The organism is Pseudonocardia sp. DSM 110487 (genome assembly GCF_019468565.1).
Lineage (GTDB): Bacteria > Actinomycetota > Actinomycetes > Mycobacteriales > Pseudonocardiaceae > Pseudonocardia.
In genome coordinates this window covers 8,306,514-8,323,442 of the sequence record NZ_CP080521.1, presented here as the reverse complement: position 1 = coordinate 8,323,442, position 16,929 = coordinate 8,306,514, and the positions used below count along the sequence as shown (strand labels likewise).

13 protein-coding genes and 2 tRNA genes are annotated in these 16,929 nt (G+C 72.2%); 5 read left to right on the top strand and 10 right to left on the bottom strand.

Annotated elements, in window-relative coordinates; translation table 11 throughout:
• Positions 1-6 precede the first annotated feature (6 nt).
• Positions 7-996: an ABC transporter substrate-binding protein gene (locus K1T35_RS38990; protein ID WP_220256707.1), complete on the top strand. Its 990-nt coding sequence runs from the start codon at positions 7-9 to the stop codon at positions 994-996.
• Between the two features lie 140 nt (positions 997-1,136).
• Complete coding sequence (locus K1T35_RS49470) at positions 1,137-2,036, top strand: TIGR03086 family metal-binding protein (RefSeq protein ID WP_255621202.1); 900 nt, start codon at positions 1,137-1,139, stop codon at positions 2,034-2,036.
• 59 nt (positions 2,037-2,095) lie between these two features.
• Here the strand turns inward: K1T35_RS49470 and K1T35_RS38975 are convergent, their stop codons facing one another.
• From K1T35_RS38975 to orn, 4 genes are all read right to left on the bottom strand, one after another.
• Entirely contained in the window at positions 2,096-3,178 is a 1,083-nt protein-coding gene (locus K1T35_RS38975; protein ID WP_220256706.1) for an IS30 family transposase, read from the bottom strand.
• A 401-nt stretch (positions 3,179-3,579) separates the two neighbouring features.
• Positions 3,580-3,652, bottom strand: a tRNA-Lys gene (locus K1T35_RS38970).
• A 79-nt stretch (positions 3,653-3,731) separates the two neighbouring features.
• A tRNA-His gene (locus K1T35_RS38965) sits at positions 3,732-3,807 on the bottom strand.
• Positions 3,808-3,843: 36 nt separating this feature from the next.
• Positions 3,844-4,470, bottom strand: a complete 627-nt coding sequence (gene orn, locus K1T35_RS38960; protein ID WP_220256705.1) for an oligoribonuclease — start codon at positions 4,468-4,470, stop codon at positions 3,844-3,846.
• A 102-nt stretch (positions 4,471-4,572) separates the two neighbouring features.
• Between orn and K1T35_RS38955 the strand changes: the two genes are divergently transcribed.
• The 3 genes from K1T35_RS38955 to K1T35_RS38945 all read left to right on the top strand — a co-directional run bounded on the left by K1T35_RS38955 (position 4,573) and on the right by K1T35_RS38945 (position 8,129).
• The gene (locus tag K1T35_RS38955; RefSeq protein ID WP_220256704.1) at positions 4,573-6,117 is read left to right on the top strand and encodes a helicase HerA-like domain-containing protein; all 1,545 of its coding nucleotides are present in this window, start codon (positions 4,573-4,575) and stop codon (positions 6,115-6,117) included.
• A 194-nt stretch (positions 6,118-6,311) separates the two neighbouring features.
• A complete protein-coding gene (locus tag K1T35_RS38950) occupies positions 6,312-7,244 on the top strand; it encodes a manganese catalase family protein (RefSeq protein ID WP_220256703.1) in 933 nt (310 codons plus the stop codon).
• Between the two features lie 75 nt (positions 7,245-7,319).
• Positions 7,320-8,129, top strand: coding sequence for an SAM-dependent methyltransferase (locus K1T35_RS38945; protein ID WP_220256702.1), 810 nt, complete (start codon positions 7,320-7,322; stop codon positions 8,127-8,129).
• A 2-nt stretch (positions 8,130-8,131) separates the two neighbouring features.
• On the opposite strand, the gene K1T35_RS38940 is transcribed toward K1T35_RS38945, so the two are convergent.
• From K1T35_RS38940 to K1T35_RS38915, 6 genes are all read right to left on the bottom strand, one after another.
• Positions 8,132-9,646, bottom strand: a complete 1,515-nt coding sequence (locus tag K1T35_RS38940) for a PH domain-containing protein (RefSeq protein ID WP_220256701.1) — start codon at positions 9,644-9,646, stop codon at positions 8,132-8,134.
• Positions 9,643-10,149, bottom strand: coding sequence for a PH domain-containing protein (locus K1T35_RS38935; protein WP_220256700.1), 507 nt, complete (start codon positions 10,147-10,149; stop codon positions 9,643-9,645). The genes K1T35_RS38940 and K1T35_RS38935 overlap by 4 nt, the downstream gene beginning before the upstream one ends.
• A gap of 173 nt (positions 10,150-10,322) precedes the next feature.
• Positions 10,323-11,195: a sucrase ferredoxin gene (locus K1T35_RS38930; protein ID WP_220256699.1), complete on the bottom strand. Its 873-nt coding sequence runs from the start codon at positions 11,193-11,195 to the stop codon at positions 10,323-10,325.
• 78 nt (positions 11,196-11,273) lie between these two features.
• Positions 11,274-12,881, bottom strand: coding sequence for an AMP-binding protein (locus tag K1T35_RS38925; protein ID WP_370645212.1), 1,608 nt, complete (start codon positions 12,879-12,881; stop codon positions 11,274-11,276).
• Between the two features lie 99 nt (positions 12,882-12,980).
• Positions 12,981-14,804: a glycosyltransferase family 39 protein gene (locus K1T35_RS38920; RefSeq protein ID WP_220256698.1), complete on the bottom strand. Its 1,824-nt coding sequence runs from the start codon at positions 14,802-14,804 to the stop codon at positions 12,981-12,983.
• Between the two features lie 142 nt (positions 14,805-14,946).
• A complete protein-coding gene (locus K1T35_RS38915; RefSeq protein WP_370645211.1) occupies positions 14,947-16,896 on the bottom strand; it encodes a glycosyltransferase family 39 protein in 1,950 nt (649 codons plus the stop codon).
• Positions 16,897-16,929: the final 33 nt, after the last annotated feature.

Below are 16,929 nucleotides of genomic sequence, written 5' to 3'. Positions count from 1 at the left end.
AGCGCGATGAGGCGCACGCGGGTGGGTACGGCGGCGGTCGTGGCGGCGTTGGCGCTGCTGGCGGCCGGCTGCGGTGGCAGCGGGACGATCGGCCAGAGCCCGGGGGGCGGGTCCGCGCCCCCTACGAACAAGAACCTGGTGCTCATGCCGGGCGTCAAGGCCGAGCCGTTCTACATCTCGATGGAGTGCGGCGCCCAGGAGGAGGCAGCCAAGCTGGGCTACCAGCTCACCACGCAGGCCCCCGACCAGTTCGAGGCGGCGCTGCAGACCCCGATCGTCACGGGCGTGCTCGCCACCCGCCCCGCGGGCGTGCTGATCGCGCCCACCGACGACGTCGCGCTCGCCAACCCGATGACCCAGCTCAAGGATGCGGGCATCAAGGTCGTCGAGGTCGACACCCGGCTGCAGGACGAGTCGGTGGCGCTGTCGACCGTGTCGTCGAACAACGAGCAGGGCGGGCAGCTCGCCGCGCAGACCGTGGCGCAGCTGATCGGGGACAGGGGCAAGGTGCTGGTCCTGAACACGAAGGCCGGCACGTCCACCACGGACGCAAGGGCCAAGGGCTTCGCCGACGAGATCGCGAAGCACCCCGGCATCACCTACCTCGGCCAGGAGTACACCGACAACCAGCCCGCCGTGGCGGCGCAGAAGGTGTCGGCGAAGCTGTCCAGCGACCCCGACCTCGCCGCCGTCTTCGCCACCAACCTCAACTCGGGCGAGGGCGCGGCCACCGGGCTGCGCAACGCGGGCAAGACCGAGCAGGTGCGCCTCGTCGGGTTCGACGCGAGCCCGAACCAGGTCGAGGACCTGCGCGCGGGTGAGGTCTCCGCGCTGATCGCCCAGGGCCCGGCCACGATCGGGCGCCAGGGCGTGCAGCAGGTCGTGGCCGCGATCGAGGGCAGGCCGGTGCAGCGGGAGATCCAGACCGACCTGGTCGCGATCACCACCGCCGACATGGACGCGAACTCGCAGTACTTCTACAAGACAGCGTGCTGAAGAATGTGTTCGAGAAGCCCGCATGTGGGCCGCAGCTGCCGGTGATCCAGCAGGTCACGGCTTCCCTGGGCGGCCCGCTCCGCGCTTCTCGAACACATTCTCAGGCATAACGTCCTCGCTCCCGGCTCCGAGAAGTCACCATGACCACCCTCGATGCCCGCGAGCTGTACCGCCGCGCCTCCGCGGAGTTCACCGCGCGCGTCCACCGCGTCGGTGACCGGTGGACCGCGCCGACCCCGTGCGCGGGCTGGGATGTCCGCGCGCTGGTCGGGCATCTCGTCGAGGAGGAGCGCTGGACCCCGCCCCTCCTCGGCGGCGCCACGATCGCGGAGGTCGGCGGCCGGTTCGCCGGTGACCTGCTCGGCGCGGATCCGATCGGGGCGGTGGACGAGGCCGCGCCCCGTGCGGTCTCGGCCGTCGAGTCCGACGACGCCATGACCAGGACGGTGCACCTGTCGTTCGGCGACGTCCCCGGCCATGAGTACGTCATGCAGCTCGCGGCCGACCACCTGGTGCACGCGTGGGATCTCGGGCAGGCGCTCGGCGACGACTCCGCGCTCGACGCGGACGCCGTCGCGGCCATCCGCGAATGGTTCGGGCCGGTCGAGCCGCTCTACCGGCGAGCGGGAGTCATCGGACAGCGGGCCGTTGTGCCCGACGGCGCTGGTCCGCAGGACGAGCTGCTCGCGATGTTCGGGCGGAGCCCGGCCCTCGCCGCCGTGCAGCGGTTCAACACCGCGTTCGGCGCGAAGGACGTCGACGCGATCATGGTGGCGATGACGCCGGACTGCGTCTTCGAGGACACCACGTCCCCGGACGGCACGCGGCACGTCGGCGCGGATGCGGTGCGGGCGGCGTGGACGAGCCTGTTCACCGGGTCGCCGAACGCCCGCTTCACCGTCGAGGAGCTGTTCCCCGCGGGGGACCGGGTCGTGCAGCGCTGGCGCTACGAGTGGGGTGGCGGGCACGTCCGCGGCGTCGACCTGTTCACCGTGCGGGCCGGGCGGGTCGCGGAGAAGCTGTCCTACGTGAAGGGATGACATCTCCGGGCAGTCAGCGCGGTGATCAAGGGCTGGTGGTCGCGATCGGAGAGGCGGTCTCAGCCGGTTGTTGCAACGAGCAGCTCGTCGAGTGCCTGGGCGGGATTCTTCCATGCCAGGGTCTGGCGGGGTCGGCCGTTGAGTTCGTGGGCGACGGCGTCGAGGTCGGCCTGGGTGTAGGCGCGGAAGTCGGCGGTGGTCTTGGGGAAGTACTGGCGCAGCAGCCGGTTGGTGTTCTCGTTCGAGCCGCGCTGCCAGGGACTGTGTGGGTCGCAGAAGAACACCGGGCAGTCGGTGGCCACGGTGAAACGGGCGTGGTGGCGCATCTCGCTGCCGCAGTCCCAGGTCAGCGACCGGCGCAGGTGCTCGGGCAGCCGCTGGGCCAACACGGACAGCACATCGATGACCGCTTCGGAGGCGCGCCCGTCGGGCAGCGCGCCGAGCAGCACATACCGGGTGGACCGCTCGACCAGGGTGATCATCGCCGAGGCCGAGCGGACCCCGATGACCAGATCCCCCTCCCAGTGCCCGGGCACCGCCCGGTCGGTGGCCTCGGCCGGCCGGTTCGAGATATGCAAGCCCTCGGTCCACGGGCGCCGCGACCGGGTCGCCCCACCCGCGGCGGCGGCGCGGCGGCGGCGGGTGCGCCCGGAGCGCAGCGCCACCTGACGGTCCAGCTCGGCGCGCAGCCCACCCCGGCCCTGCACGTAGATCGCCTGGTAGATCGTCTCGTGCGACACCCGCATCAGCGGATCAGCCGGGTAGCTGACACGCAAGTCGCCCGCGATCTGCTCGGGTGACCACCGCTTGCGCAGCCGCTCCAGCACCACCTCCCGCAGCGGCTGTCCCCGGCCCAGCCGCGCCGTTTTGGGCCGCAGCGCCCGCAGCCGGGACCGTTCCTGGGCGAAGTCGGCCTGATACCCCCACCGGTACAGCCCGCCCCGGCCGCGGTCGCGGCGCCCGTCCCGGGACCTGGACGGGTTCTTCACCCCGTGTCGAGCCGAGTTGTTGCGCTGCATTTCCCGCCACACCGTGCTGCGGTGCCGTCCGAGTGCCTGCCCGATCTGCGGGAACGACCACCCCGCCCGCCACAACGTCTCGATCCGGACCCGTTCCTCCGGGCTCAACCGCGCACCAGCCATGATCCACACTTCCCCTGATCACCTGGTTGCAACCGCCGGTTGAGGCCGCCAGATCATCTAGCGACCATCTCGCCTTGATCGCCGCGTTGTCCCCACGGACTTCCGCCTATTTCTTGATCGCGTAGCGCGCTCTGCTCATTGAGCGACCGGATGGTGGCGACCAGGGGTCTGGGGGCTGCGCCCCCAGAGAACACGAAAGGGCGAGGCCCGTTCGCGCTTTCCGCGGGTGCGTCTCGTGTCTGGTCGATCATCGCTGGTTCGAGACCTGAGATCGACGGGACCTCGCGGTGAGGTGGGGACCTGGTGATGCGAGACGGGGGGTCCGGGGGCTGCGCCCCCAGAGAAGACGACGGGCGAGGCGCGTTCGCGCTTTCCGCGAACACACCTCGCCCACTCGCCCGTGCGCCGCCAGGGACTCGAACCCCGAACCCGCTGGTTAAGAGCCAGCTGCTCTGCCAATTGAGCTAGCGGCGCCTGCCGTTGCGCCCTCCCGCTCGGCGCCCGGAAACGCTAACACGTGCTTCCGGGGGCCGTGCGGCGGGGTGCCGCGGCATGGGGTGAGTGACGGGACTTGAACCCGCGACCACCTGGACCACAACCAGGTGCTCTACCAGCTGAGCTACACCCACCATGCGGCCCGGCCTCGGCCGGGCGCGAGGTCGAGTTTAGCGTGGCGGATGGGGGACTTCGAAGCGGGTTGCCGGGAGGCTCGCGGCGACGGCCTGGGCGGCCTCGCTGGTCGGTCCTGGAGGGGGCGCGAACAGCGTGCGGCGGTAGTACTCGAGTTCGCGGATCGACTCCATGATGTCGGCGAGGGCGCGGTGGGCGAGGCCCTTCTCCGGCTTGGCGTAGAACACGCGGGGATACCAGCGCCGGGCGAGCTCCTTGACGGAGCTGACGTCGACCATGCGGTAGTGCAGGTAGCCGTCGAGCGCCGGCATGTCGCGGGCGAGGAACGCGCGGTCGGTGGCGATCGAGTTCCCGGCGAGCGGGGCGCTGCGGGCGTCGGGGACGTGCTGGCGCACGTAGTCGAGCGCGAGCTGCTCGGCCTCGGCGATCGTCACGGTGGAGGCGCGGACCGCGTCGGTGAGCCCTGATCGCTCGTGCATCTCGCGCACGATCTCGGGCATGCCCGCGAGGGCGGTCTCGTCGGCGTGGATGACGAGGTCGATGCCCTCGCCGAGCACCCTGAGGTCACCGTCGGTGACGAGCACGGCGATCTCGATGAGCGCGTCGCGTCCGAGGTCGAGCCCGGTCATCTCGCAGTCGATCCACACCAGACGGTCGGTCACGGCGTCACACTATGCCCGGGAGCGGGGTGGAGGGCCTGCTCCGGGGCGTGTCGCCGTGCGAAGATCGGCTCCGAGTCGCTCTTGGCAGTAGGCTGCGCTGCCGTGGAGAACACGGCCGCCCGCACTGCCGCGCAGGACATCGCCGCTGGATACGCGACGGAAGGCGCGGCCCTCGAGCTGGGGTGCGTCGTCGTCGACGGTGCGGTCGATTCCACCGCAAGGGTGCGCATCCCGTTCGCGACGCTCAACCGCCACGGCCTCGTCGCGGGGGCCACCGGCACCGGCAAGACGAAGACCCTGCAAGGGATCGCCGAGCAGCTTTCCGCGGCGGGTGTGCCCGTACTGCTCTCGGACATCAAGGGCGACCTGTCCGGGATGGCGCGCCCGGGCGAGGGCGGCCCGAAGATCGAGTCCCGGGCGCAGGAGACCGGGGACGACTGGGCGCCCACGGCGTACCCGGTGGAGTTCATGTCGCTCGGCGGCGGCAGTGCGGCGGTGCCGATCCGGGCCACGCTCACGCAGTTCGGCCCGATCCTGCTGAGCAAGGTGCTCGACCTCAACGACACGCAGGAGTCCACCCTCGGACTGATCTTCCACTGGGCAGACCAGCAGGCGCTGCCGCTGCTGGACACCAAGGACCTGCGTGCCGTCGTCCAGCACCTCACGTCGGACGAGGGCAAGGCCGATCTCAAGGGCATCGGCGGGGTCTCGCCCGCCACGGCGGGGGTGATCCTGCGGGCGCTGGTGAACCTGGAGGCACAGGGCGGCGACGACTTCTTCGGCGAGCCGGAGTTCGATCCGGCCGACCTGATGCGTCAGGTCGACGGGAAGGGCGTCGTCACGCTGCTGGAGCTGTCGGACCAGCAGGCCAACCCGCGGCTGTGGTCGACGTTCCTGATGTGGCTGCTCGCCGAGCTGTTCGAGGAGCTGCCAGAGGCGGGCGACCTCGACAAGCCGAAGCTCGTGTTCTTCCTCGACGAGGCCCACCTGCTCTTCGACGGCGCCTCGAAGGCGTTCCTCGAACGCATCGAGCAGACCGTGAAGCTGATCCGGTCCAAGGGCGTCGGGGTGTTCTTCTGCACGCAGCTGCCCACCGACATCCCGAACGCGGTGCTCTCCCAGCTCGGCGCGCGGGTCCAGCACGCGCTGCGCGCGTTCACGCCGGAGGACCAGACCGCCCTCTCCAAGACCGTGCGGACGTACCCGAAGACCGCGGTCTACGACATGGAGAAGGCACTGACGTCGCTCGGCATCGGCGAGGCGATCGTCACCGTGCTCTCCGAGCGGGGCGCGCCCACCCCGGTGGCGTGGTCCCGGATGCGCGCGCCGCGCTCGCTGATGGCCGCGATCGGCGCGGACGCCGTCGCGCAGGCGGCGAAGGCGTCCCCGCTCCACGGGAAGTACGGCGAGACGGTCGACCGCGAGTCGGCCTACGAGAAGCTGACCGCGAAGATCGCGGAGCCTGCCCCGGCGCCCGCGGACGCACCGCCGCCTGCGGCCCCGGAGCCGGAGCGGCGCCGGGAGGAGCCAGGGATGGTGGCCGAGGTGCTCGGCTCACCGGTGGTGAAGTCGTTCCTGCGGTCGGCCGCGAGCGCGCTGGGCCGCGAGATCACCAGAGGCCTCTTCGGTACTCGCCGGCGCCGCTGACCGCGTCACGTCGGTCCGTCACCCCTCGACACACCGCGCGAGGGTGTAACCCGCATCACGCGTGGGTATCGCGCTGTCGAGCGGTGAATCGCTCGGTGATCCACAAATTGTGGAAATGCGAATCGATCAATTCTGTGTACTGCCTCATGCACGGAGGACGAAAGCACGCAACCGGACGAAGGCGAGGCAACTCGATGTTCATGCACGTCCAGCGGCTGATCAACGAGATCGTTCCGGACGAACCCGACCCGGCCGCGGCCAATGCGCTGCAGGAAGGCCTGGGTGGTCAGTTCGGTGAGATGCGCACGATGATGCAGTACCTCTTCCAGAGCTTCAACTTCCGCGGCAACGGCAAGGCCAAGCCCTACCGCGACCTCCTCTACGGCGTCGGCACCGAGGAGATCAGCCACGTGGAGTTGATCGCGACGACGATCGCGCGGCTCGTCGACGGATCCCCGCGCTACCGCGGTTCGGCCACCGCCCCGCTCGACGAGCCCGCCGCGGGCGGTGCGACGCCGCTGTCGATGGCGCTGTCGAACGGCAACATCCACCACTTCCTCGTCGGCGCGCAGGGCGCCATGCCGGTGGATGCCGTCGGCAACCCGTGGTCGGGGTCGTACGTCTACAACAGCGGAAACCTGGTTCTCGATCTGCTCTACAACCTGATGCTCGAGTCGACCGGGCGGCTGCAGAAATGCCGGATCTACGAGATGACCGCCAACAAGACGGCCCGCTCGACGGTCTCCTACCTCATCGTGCGTGACCAGGCGCACGAGAACGTCTACGCCAAGGCTCTGGAAAGCCTCGGGGTGAACTGGGGCAAGGTGCTCCCGATCCCGAAGACCAAGGCCGAGCGTTACCCGGAGGTCAAGACGTTGCTCGACCAGGGCCTCGGCGAGCGGCAGTTCCTGTTCAGCGCCGACAACCTCAACGAGGCGGGCAAGATCCTCCAGGGTGAGTCGGCGTTCAAGGACGGGACGACCCTCAGCACGGAGATGGGCAGGCCCGAGGGCGTGCCGCTCGAGACGGCGCCGGAGCGGCCCGAGGAGTTCGCGCCCGGCCTCGACGAAGCGCTGCTCCAGCTCATCCAGGCCACGGCCGAGCAGGAGTCGAGGACCAGCCGGTGACTCCGTTCGGGCGCGTGCCTGGCGCGGTTCGGGTCCTAAGATCGATCTGAAACCGGACAGAACGGAGCCAACGCGATGGTGACGCCCGGCGATGAGCTGGATTTGAGCCGGGCTCACGGCGCCCGGATCTATGACTACGTCCTCGGGGGCAAGGACAACTACGCGCTCGATCGAGAGGCCGCCGAGGCCGCGATGAAGGCGTGGCCGGGGTTGCGCACGTCGATGCGGTCGAACCGGGCGTTCATGCAGCGCGTCGGCCGGTTCCTGGCAGGGGAGTGCGGTGTCCGGCAGTTCCTGGACATCGGAACGGGCATCCCGACCTCGCCGAACCTGCACGAGGTGGTGCAGACGGTCACGCCCGACGCGCGGATCGTCTACACCGACAACGACCCGGTCGTCCTCGCCCACGCGCGGGCGCTGATGACCAGCACCGGGGAGGGCCGCACGGCCTACATCCACGCCGACATGCGCGACCCTGCAGCGATCTTGGGGGCGCAACAGCTGCGCGACACCATCGATCTGGGCCGGCCCGTCGCGTTGCTGGTGATCGCGGTGCTGCATTTCATCGATGACGACGACGAGGCGCTCGCGGTGATGCGCCATCTCGTGGATCCGCTGCCGTCCGGTAGTTACGTCGCCGTGTCGACGGCCACCGGCGACTTCGATCCGGAGCCGCTCGCCGGGGTGGTGCAGGCGTACGAGGCCCGCGGTGAGGTGATGAAGCTGCGCGACCGCGTCCAGGTGGAGAAGTTCTTCGACGGTGTGGAGCTGCTCGAGCCGGGCGTGGTGCAGGTGCACAAGTGGCGACCCGACGACATGGCGACCGGGTTGGTCAAGAAGGACACCGACGTCGCGATGTACTGCGGAGTGGCGAGAAAGCCCTGATCTCAGCCACGGGTCCGGTCGAGTGGCGCCTGCTCGATCACGAACGGGGTGAGCAGGTGCGGGACCGTCGCGTCGGCCAGCGCGACGCCGTCGGGCGCGGACACGTCGAGCACGGTGTAGCCGCCCGCGCCGGCCGCGGTGACCGCCTCCACCTCGACGAGTCCGGCTCGCCGCTGGAACACGCTCTGCCGGAAGGTCCAGCCGATCACACCCGTCCGCTGCAGCGCGACCGTGCGCCGTTGGACCGAGCCCTGGCGGGTGACGAGGTACCGGGGCGTGAGCCGGTGCCCGAGGTTGCGGTAGCGATCAAGGGCGAGCAGCAGCGCGATCGGGAGCAGGACGAGGCCGGCCGGCCCGAGCCACGGGATCGGCACGGCCAGCCCGACCGCGAGCGCGATCACGACCACGGCGGTGGCTGGGAGCAGGGCGCGGGTCAGCCTGCGCCGCAGCGCCGCGCGGGGGTGGCGCAGGAGCGGGGCGAGCGTGGCTAGTTCGGGCTGCTCGCGCAGGGCGACCGAAGCGACGCGATGCGCCTCGGCACGCGGCGCGGGCGGCTGGAGGACGCCGCCCTGGGCGTCGCGGGACAGTCCGGCGGACAGGGCCCTCGTCTGCGCGCCCCTGCCGGCCCTCAGCAGCAGCGGCTCGACGACCTCAGCGCCGCGGAGGCGCTGCTCGGACACCGACAGCGATCGGCGGGTCAGCAGCCCGCGCTTGACCCGGAGCGCTCCGCCCTCGGTGTTCGCCTCCCGGGTGAGGCGGTAGTCGTACCAGCGCTCGGCGAAGAGCAGGAGTGCGCCGATGACCGCGACCACGAGCAGCAGGCAGGCGACGACGGCCACGCCCAGCCAGATCGGCGCCGCGGTGAGGCGGTGGGCGGCGTCGTCGACGGCAGGGACGTCTCGTGGGTCCACCCCGAGGTCGTCGAACACGTTGTAGACGGCGGCGAGGACCGCGCCGATGCCGGCGATCGAGGAGAACGTCAGCGGGGCGAAGCGCAGCCACGACCACCGCAGCCGGGCCAGGTCCTCAGCCGGTGGGGGGACCGGATGCTCCGGCGTGACCGCGGCGGATCGGTCCAGCAGCTCGCGGCGCAGCCGATCGGCCTCGGCCTTGCTGACGGCGTCGAGGGCGAGTCCCGAGCTCTCCGGTGATGAGCCGGATGCCGCGCCGACCTGCACGACGCTGAGCCCGAACACGCGGTGCACCAGTTTCGCGGTGAGGTCGACGGTGCGGATCCGGTCCCGCGGCACCGACCGGCGCTGGCGGCGCAGCCACCCGGTGTGCAGCTCCACCCGGTCGGCAGTGATCCGGTACCGCGTGGTGCGCCAGCGCACCACGCCGCCGAGCACGAGTGCGACCGCGATGCCGAGCGGCACCCACAGCCGCCCGGCCGCGTCGCCCTGCCCGGTCAGCAGGAGCAGCGCCGCCACCGGCAGCAGCCGGACCGCCCCGGACAGCGGCGTCACCGCGAGCATCCGCCTGTCCAGCCGCCGCCACGGCGGCTCGTCGGGTGTCACGTCGCGTCCCCCGGGGTCGCCTGCGTGGTCTCGGTGAGCAGGCGTGCGAGCTCCGCGGCCGCGTCCTCGTCGAGTCCGCGGATCTTGACCGGGCCGCGCGCCGACGCCGTGGTGACCGTGACGCTCGCGAGCTTCATCAGCTGCTGCAACGGCCCGTGCTCGGTGTCGACGGTCTGCACCCGCGAGATCGGCGCGATCCGCCACTCCCGCACCAGCCACCCCGACAGGGTGTAGACCGCCTCGGGGGTGACCTCCCACCGGTGGATGCGGTAGAGCAGCGGTGGTACGGCGATCCCGTACCCGAGCCCGGCCACCAGCGTCGCGATCGTCGTGGCCATGAGCCAGCCCGGCGCGTCCCCGCCGAGGAACAGCAGCACGGCCGCCTGCGGGGCGGCGAGCACGACCACCGTGAGAAGGGCGCGCAGCTGCCACCACCGCACGGCCCGCGGGCTCACCTGGTGGGCAGGCGGGCGCAGCGGAAGGGCGACGGGAGCGGCGGGCATGCCAGAAGTCTGCCCGGTCGGAGGCACACCGCATCGGACCGCCACACAGCTGGGCAGGTGCAGCCACGATCGTCGTGGCCGCACCAGCCCAGCAGTGGCGCTGTCAGCAGATGGGGATGGTTGGGCGTGCGGAGCGCGGGGGGCTAAATCTCCAGCAGAGACTGAAGCAAGTATCAGGCGGGCAGTGGATGGATGGCGGTGGCCCGCAGCGACTGCCACGGGGACGGGTCGGTGCCACAGGACAGTGGCCGAGGGGCACCGAGGAGCGGTGCCACATCGACTGCCCAGCGTCGCCCGCCGCTGGCCGAGACAACGGCACCGCCCGGAGCATCGGCGACGTGGAGTGCGTCGGCGTCGCGCAGCCCGGTGGCGCCGCGGACGGCGAGCTCGGCGACCTGACCGGCCGGCGACCAGGTGCTGCGGCCACGGCAGAGCGTGGTGTCGACCTCGCCGGGGAAGGCGGCCTTGCGGGCGGCGATCGCGGTGGCGGGGTCGAGCCGGCCGTAGGCGTAGCCGGTGGGGAGCACGAGCGCGGTGGGCGCGAACCGGTGGCCGCCGAGGTGGCTGCACTCCCACACGTGCTGCTCGCCCGCGTCGACCACGGAGAGCGCGAGCGCGCGCCCGTCCACCGCGCAGCAGCGGTCGCGCCGGCCGTGCGTGCACACCAGCAGCAGCGGGTCGTGGATCGGCGCGCCGGGCAGCGGCTCGTCGGGGCCGGGCAGCTCGAGACCGGCGAGCTCCTCGGGGCCCTCGACGGTGAACGTGGTGACGCGGGATGCGCCGGGTGAGGTGTCGGCAAGGAACACGCGCAGGGACGCGCCCCGCTCGCCGCGGCGGCCGGGCCTGCGGATCAGCAGCAGCCGCCAGCCGGGGGTGGCGGCGAGGGCGGCGAGGGCCGGTTCCGGATGGGTGGTGAGGTCACTCGGCCACGCGCCGCGCTGCTCGACGCATACCCAGCGGCGGGCGACCGGCGCGGTGCCGGCCAGCGGCTCGTCGCGGGCGAGCGCGAGAAGGCTGCAGCGCTGCCACCTCGCGTCCGGGTCCACCCCCGAACAGTACCTAAGCCTTACCTAACTCGGTTGGGTGACACCCCTCACGCGGTGCTGCGCCGATGATTCGCTCGCTCATCGCACCTCGCGGTGCACGACCTTCCCGGTGGCGTTGCGGGGCAGCTCGCTGACGAACTCGACGTCGCGTGGCACGGCGAACCGGCTCAGCTCGGCGCGCACCCAGCCGCGGACGTCGTCGGCGCTCACCCGGGAGCCCGGCTCCAGCACGACGTACGCGGCGAGCCGCTGGCCGTACTGCTCGTCCGGCACGCCGGTGACGGCGGCCTCGCGCACCTCGGGCCGGGCCGCGATGAGGTCCTCGACCGGGCCGGGATGCACGTTCTCGCCGCCGGAGACGATCATGTCGTCGGCGCGCCCCGTGAGGTGGAGGAGCCCGTGCTCGTCGAGGCGGCCGACGTCGCCCGTGCCGATCATCCGCCCGAGCCGCTCGACGTCGGTTCCCTCGCGCGTGTAGCCGGCGAACGGCATGTCGTTGTGGACGAACACGCGGCCCTCGGTGCCCGGCGGCACCGGGCGGTCGTCGTCGCCGAGGATCACCAGGCGGGTGCCGACGGGCGCGCGGCCCGCCGTGCCGGGGGCTGCCCGCAGGTCGGACGGGCCCGCGATGCTCACCCACGAAACCTCGGTGGAGCCGTAGAGGTTGTAGAGGACCTCGCCGAAGCGGTCCATGAACGTGGTGGCCAGCTCGGCGGGCAGTGCCGACCCGCTCACCGCGACGATCCGCGGTCGGTGCGTCGACAAGGCCTTGTCGAGGTCGGCGGCGGGCAGTTCGAGGACCCGCTGCAGCATCACCGGCACCGCGAACACGGCGTCGACCCGGTGCTCCCCGGCGATCCGCAGGAACTCCGCCGGGGAGTACTTGCGGCCGAGCACGACAGGGGAGCCGTGCAGCACGGCCAGCTGCAGCGCCGCGTACCCCCATGTGTGCAGCAGGGGTGCGGCGATGAACGCCGGCTCGCCGGCCCGCATCGGGATTGCGGAGAGGATTGCGGCGGCGGGGGAGATGCTGTGCAGGGGCGGGCGCCGCGCGCCCTTGGGGGTGCCGGTGGTGCCGGACGTCAGCACGATGGTGTGCCCGGCGGGTGGCCGCCGCGGCAGCTGGCCGGGGCCGTCGAGGTCGCCGAGCTCGGCATCGGTGACGACGTGGACGTGCTCCGGGAGGCCGGCGAGCGCCGGGCCGAACTCCTCGTCGGCCACGACCGTATGCAGGCGCAGCTCGCCCGCGACCTCGCGGAGCTGCGTCGCGGAGAGCCCGACGTTCAGCAGCACGGCATCGGCGCCCAGCTTGCCCGCCGCGATCTGGCCCGCGATCGCGCCGCGGTGGTTGCGGCAGAGCACGCCGAGGCGCGTGCCCGGCCCGACGCCGGCCGCGGCGAGCCCGCGGGCGATCGCGTCGGTCCACGTCGCCAGCTCGGCGAACGTGAGCGTGCCCGCGTCGTCGACGATCGCCGTGCGGTCCGGGTGCCTCGCCGCCCCGGCCGCATAGCCCGCGGTGATCGTCAAGCCGTAGCGGGCGAGGCCTGCGACCATGCCGAGCAGGCGATCAGGGCGTACCGGGCGAACCACCCCGGAGCGAGTCAGCGCCACCACCGCCCGCGCCGATCCGACCGCCTGTTCCGCCCCCGACCGCGTCACCTCGAGCATCCGTCCGACATCGACCACCGTTGCAGTCTCGCAAGGCGACGCCGCGCGCGCAGGGGTCGATCCACGGGTGAGGCTCTGGTCTTCGCCGAACACCATCCCGTCGTGACGAGTTCGCCGTCAGGGCAGCAGCGGGTCCAGGTCGTAGACCGTGCGGCCGCCGACCGTCGTCGACTCGAAGTTCTCCCGCACCCAGGACACGATCTCGGAGTTGCTGTCGGGACCGGACTGCTGCGCCCCTGCGCCGTCGTCGACGAACCAGCGCACCTCGCGCGCGGCCACGTGATCTCGGAACTCCTCGAGCGTGGGGGCCGGGTCGCCACCGGAGAAGCCGCCGATGCCCATCACAGCGGTGTCGCTGGCGAGCGTGAGCGCAGCGCTGCTCCGCGCGCCGATCGTCGCGGCCGACCACCTCCTGCTGGTCGACCGGAGCATGGCCACCAGCTGCGCATCGGGGGTGTTCGGCGCCGGGTCCACGACCGGCGTCCGGCCTTGGCCGCCTTCGGCCACGGCCCGTGCCGCGAATGCTGCGGGCGCCGCGAGCGCCGTCGACGCCAACGTGAGCACCAGGATGACGCCGCCGATGCGGCGGGCGGCGGGTCGGACCAGCAGCGCGACGAACGCGACGGTCGCGGCAGCGACGACGACCCACTGCAACCAGGGCAGGAACTCCGGCGTCCGGTCGAGCAGCTCCAACACCCACGCCGCCGTGCCGGCCACGAGCAGCGCGAGCGCCGTGCGACCTGCCCAGCTCCGCCGACGCACCCACAGGAGCGCACCACCGATCCCGACGAGCGCTGCGACGCCGGGCGCGAGCGCCACGATGGACGATGAGCCGTAGATCCCCTCGCTGAACACGAGTGCTGTGGTCACGGTCCAGCCGCCCCACAGCAGGAGCGACGCGCGCGTGGTATCCGTGCGTCGGCCGCGGCGAGTGAGCCAGAGCCCCACCAGGAGCAGGGTGAGCGCGGTCGGCAGCAGCCAGCCGACGAGCACTCCGTTCTGCGCGTCGACCATCCGCAGGATCCCGGGGTCGCTGCCGGAGCCGGGCCCCGTCGGCTCGGGAACGCCGCCCGAGATCATCGTTCCGTCGCCGGCGGTGCCGAGGACCCGGCCGAGGCCGTTGTCGCCCAGCGCCAGCTGCAGGGCGCTGTCCGTGCGGGACCCGCCGATGTACGGGCGGCTGCCCGGGGGTGAGAGCTCGACAACCGCGAACCACCAGCCACCCGCGATGACGATGGCGACGCCCGCGGCCAGCAGCTGCCGCACGCGCCGCCAGAACCCGGTCGGGGCGGCGACCAGATACGCCATCGCCATCGCCGGCAGCGGCACGAGGGCCTGGACCGTCATCGTCAGGAACGCGAACCCGATCAGCGCGCCGGCGATGAGCAGCCAGCCGGTGGATGCGGTCTGGGTGGCGCGGACCACGGCATAGGCGGTCGTGACCATCAGAAGCACCAGCAGTGCGTCCGGGTTGTTGTACCGGAACACCTCCACGGCCACCGGCGTGAGCGCCAACGTCGCCCCGGCCGCGAGGCCTGCGCCATGGCCGGCGACCCGGCGCACGGCGGCATAGAGCATCGCAACGGTGCAGGCACCGATAATCGCCTGCGGGACGAGCATGCTCCACGAGGAGAGCCCGAACACCCGCGCGGACAGGGCCATCGCCCAGAGCGAGGCGGGCGGCGTGTCGACCGTGACGATGTTTCCCGCGTCGGTGGACCCGAAGAAGAAGGCCGTCCAGTCCTGCGCCATGGCGTGGACGGCCCCCGCGTAGTAGATGTTCGCCCAGCCGGCGGAACCCAGGTTCCACAGGTAGAGGGCGGCGGCGCAGAGCAGCAGGCCGGCCAACGTGTACCGCTCGCCTCGAGTGAGCGTGCGCTCCACCGGTGGGGCGAACGGCGCCAGACGGGGGATGAAGACGGTGTCGGCCGCAACGGTCACGAAGCCTCCTCGCCAACGCTCGTCGGCGTTCCCATCCGATGCTGTCCTCGCTAGCGCAGTCCGATGGGGACTCGCGACCTCGACGTGGCCGAGCGGTGGCGGAGAATCCACGAGCGGACCCGCCGGTGGGTCGTGCGCCGGCTCACGGGACCTGCGTGAGGTCGTACACGGTCGTTCCGCCGACCGTAATCCGTGTGAAGTTCTCCTGCACCCACAGGCCGATCCGGTGGGCGTCGTCGCTGCCGCCGCTCCCGGTGTTGCTGCGGCCCGCATCGCCGATGAAGTAGTGGATCTCGCCATCCGCGACGAGCTGCTGGAAGCCCGCGAGGGTGGGGAAGGGATCGGTGCCGTTGAACCCGCCGAGTGCCATCACCGGCTCGCCGCTCGCGAGCTGGTAGCCGGCGGCGCCGTTGGACCCGATCGTGGCGGCGGCCCATGTGTAGGCGCCTGAGTCGCGCTGCAGGAGCGCGGTGAGCTCGGCAGGCGGCGTCGGGGCGCCCAGTATGTTGCCGCCGATCATGAGGCCCTCGCCGCCGCGCACGGGGCCGCCTACTGGTGCGCCTGCGACCATGCGGCCACCGGGACGGCCCCCGCCCGGCCCGCCCATGCCCATGCCGCCCATCCGCGCCTCCCTCGGCCCTGAGGACGGGATGGCGCCGCTGTGCGGCGTCGCGGCCGTCGCGATCGACCAGCCGGCCGGCGCCGCGAGCGCAGCCACCACGGCGACGGCGACCACGCCGAGCCGCGCCCGGCCGCCGAACCGGTGCACGCCGAGCAGCCCGACGGCGCCGATCAGCCCGAGGACGAGCGCGGTCCACGCGAGCCACGGCTGCCAGCCCGCACGGTTCAGGAGTACGAACGCCCACGCCACCGTGCCGGCGAGCACCACGGCGAGCACCGCCCGTGCGGCGAACCCGGCACGGCGCCGCCAGAGCTCCACCGCCCCGATCCCGGCCAGCGCACCGATCGCGGGCGCCAGCACCACCTGGTAGTAGCTGTGGAAGATCCCGGCCATCAGGCTGAAGACGAGCGTGGTGACGACGAGCCAGCCGCCCCATGCGAGTGCGGCCGCGCGCGTCCGGTCGGTGCGTGGGGCCCGCCGCGTCCACCACAGCAGCGCGACGAGGAGCGCCAGCGCGGCCGGCAGCAGCCAGGAGGCGTCGCCTGCGTACATCCCGGTGAACAGGCGGGTGAGCCCGGTCGGGCCCCAGCTGCCGCCCGCGCCCATCTGGCCGGGCACGACGCTTCCGACCTCGTCACCGGTGAGGCGGCCGAGGCCGTTGTAGCCGAGCACCAGCTCGAGCACGCTGTTCGTCTGCGAACCGCCGATGTAGGGCCGGGCGTCGACCGGCCACAGCTCGACCGCGAGCACCCACCACCCCGCGCTGACGAGCATCGCGAGGCCCGCGAGCAGCAGGTCCCGCACCCGGCGCCCGATGCCGACCGGCGCGGCGAGCAGCCAGACCGCCGCGAACGCCGGCAGCACGAGGAACGCCTGCAGCATCTTGGTCAGGAACCCGAACCCAACGAGCACGCCTACCAGTACCAGCCAGCGCGTGCGGCCTGCCTCGACCGCGCGCAGCACGGCGTACGTCGCGCCGACCAGCAGCAGCGTGAGCAGGGCGTCCGGGTTGTTGAACCGGAACATCAGCACGGCCACCGGCGTGAGCGCGAGGACGGTGCCGGCCAGCAGACCGGCCGCGGTACCCGCGCTGCGGCGCACCGTCGCGTACAGCAGCGCGACCGTGGCGACGCCCATCAGCGCCTGCGGCACGAGGATGCTCCAGCCGCTCAGCCCGAACAGCCGCACCGACAGGCCGGTGACCCACAGTGCGGCAGGGGTCTTGTCCACGGTGATCGCGTTCGCGGCGTCAGAGGAACCGAAGAACCACGCCGTCCAGCTCTGGGCGCCTGCCTGCGCGGCGGCCGAGTAGAACGCGTTGGCCCAGCCGGACGCGGACAGGCCCCACAGGTAGAGCACCGCGGTGCCGGCGAGCAGGCCGGCCACTGCGGCCCGCCGCGGCCACGGGTGGCGGCGGGCGAGCGGGGCGACCGGAGGCGGTTCGGTGCGAACGGAGATCGTCGTGGCCACGCTCCCGAGCCTGGTGCGACGAGCTGTGCCGCC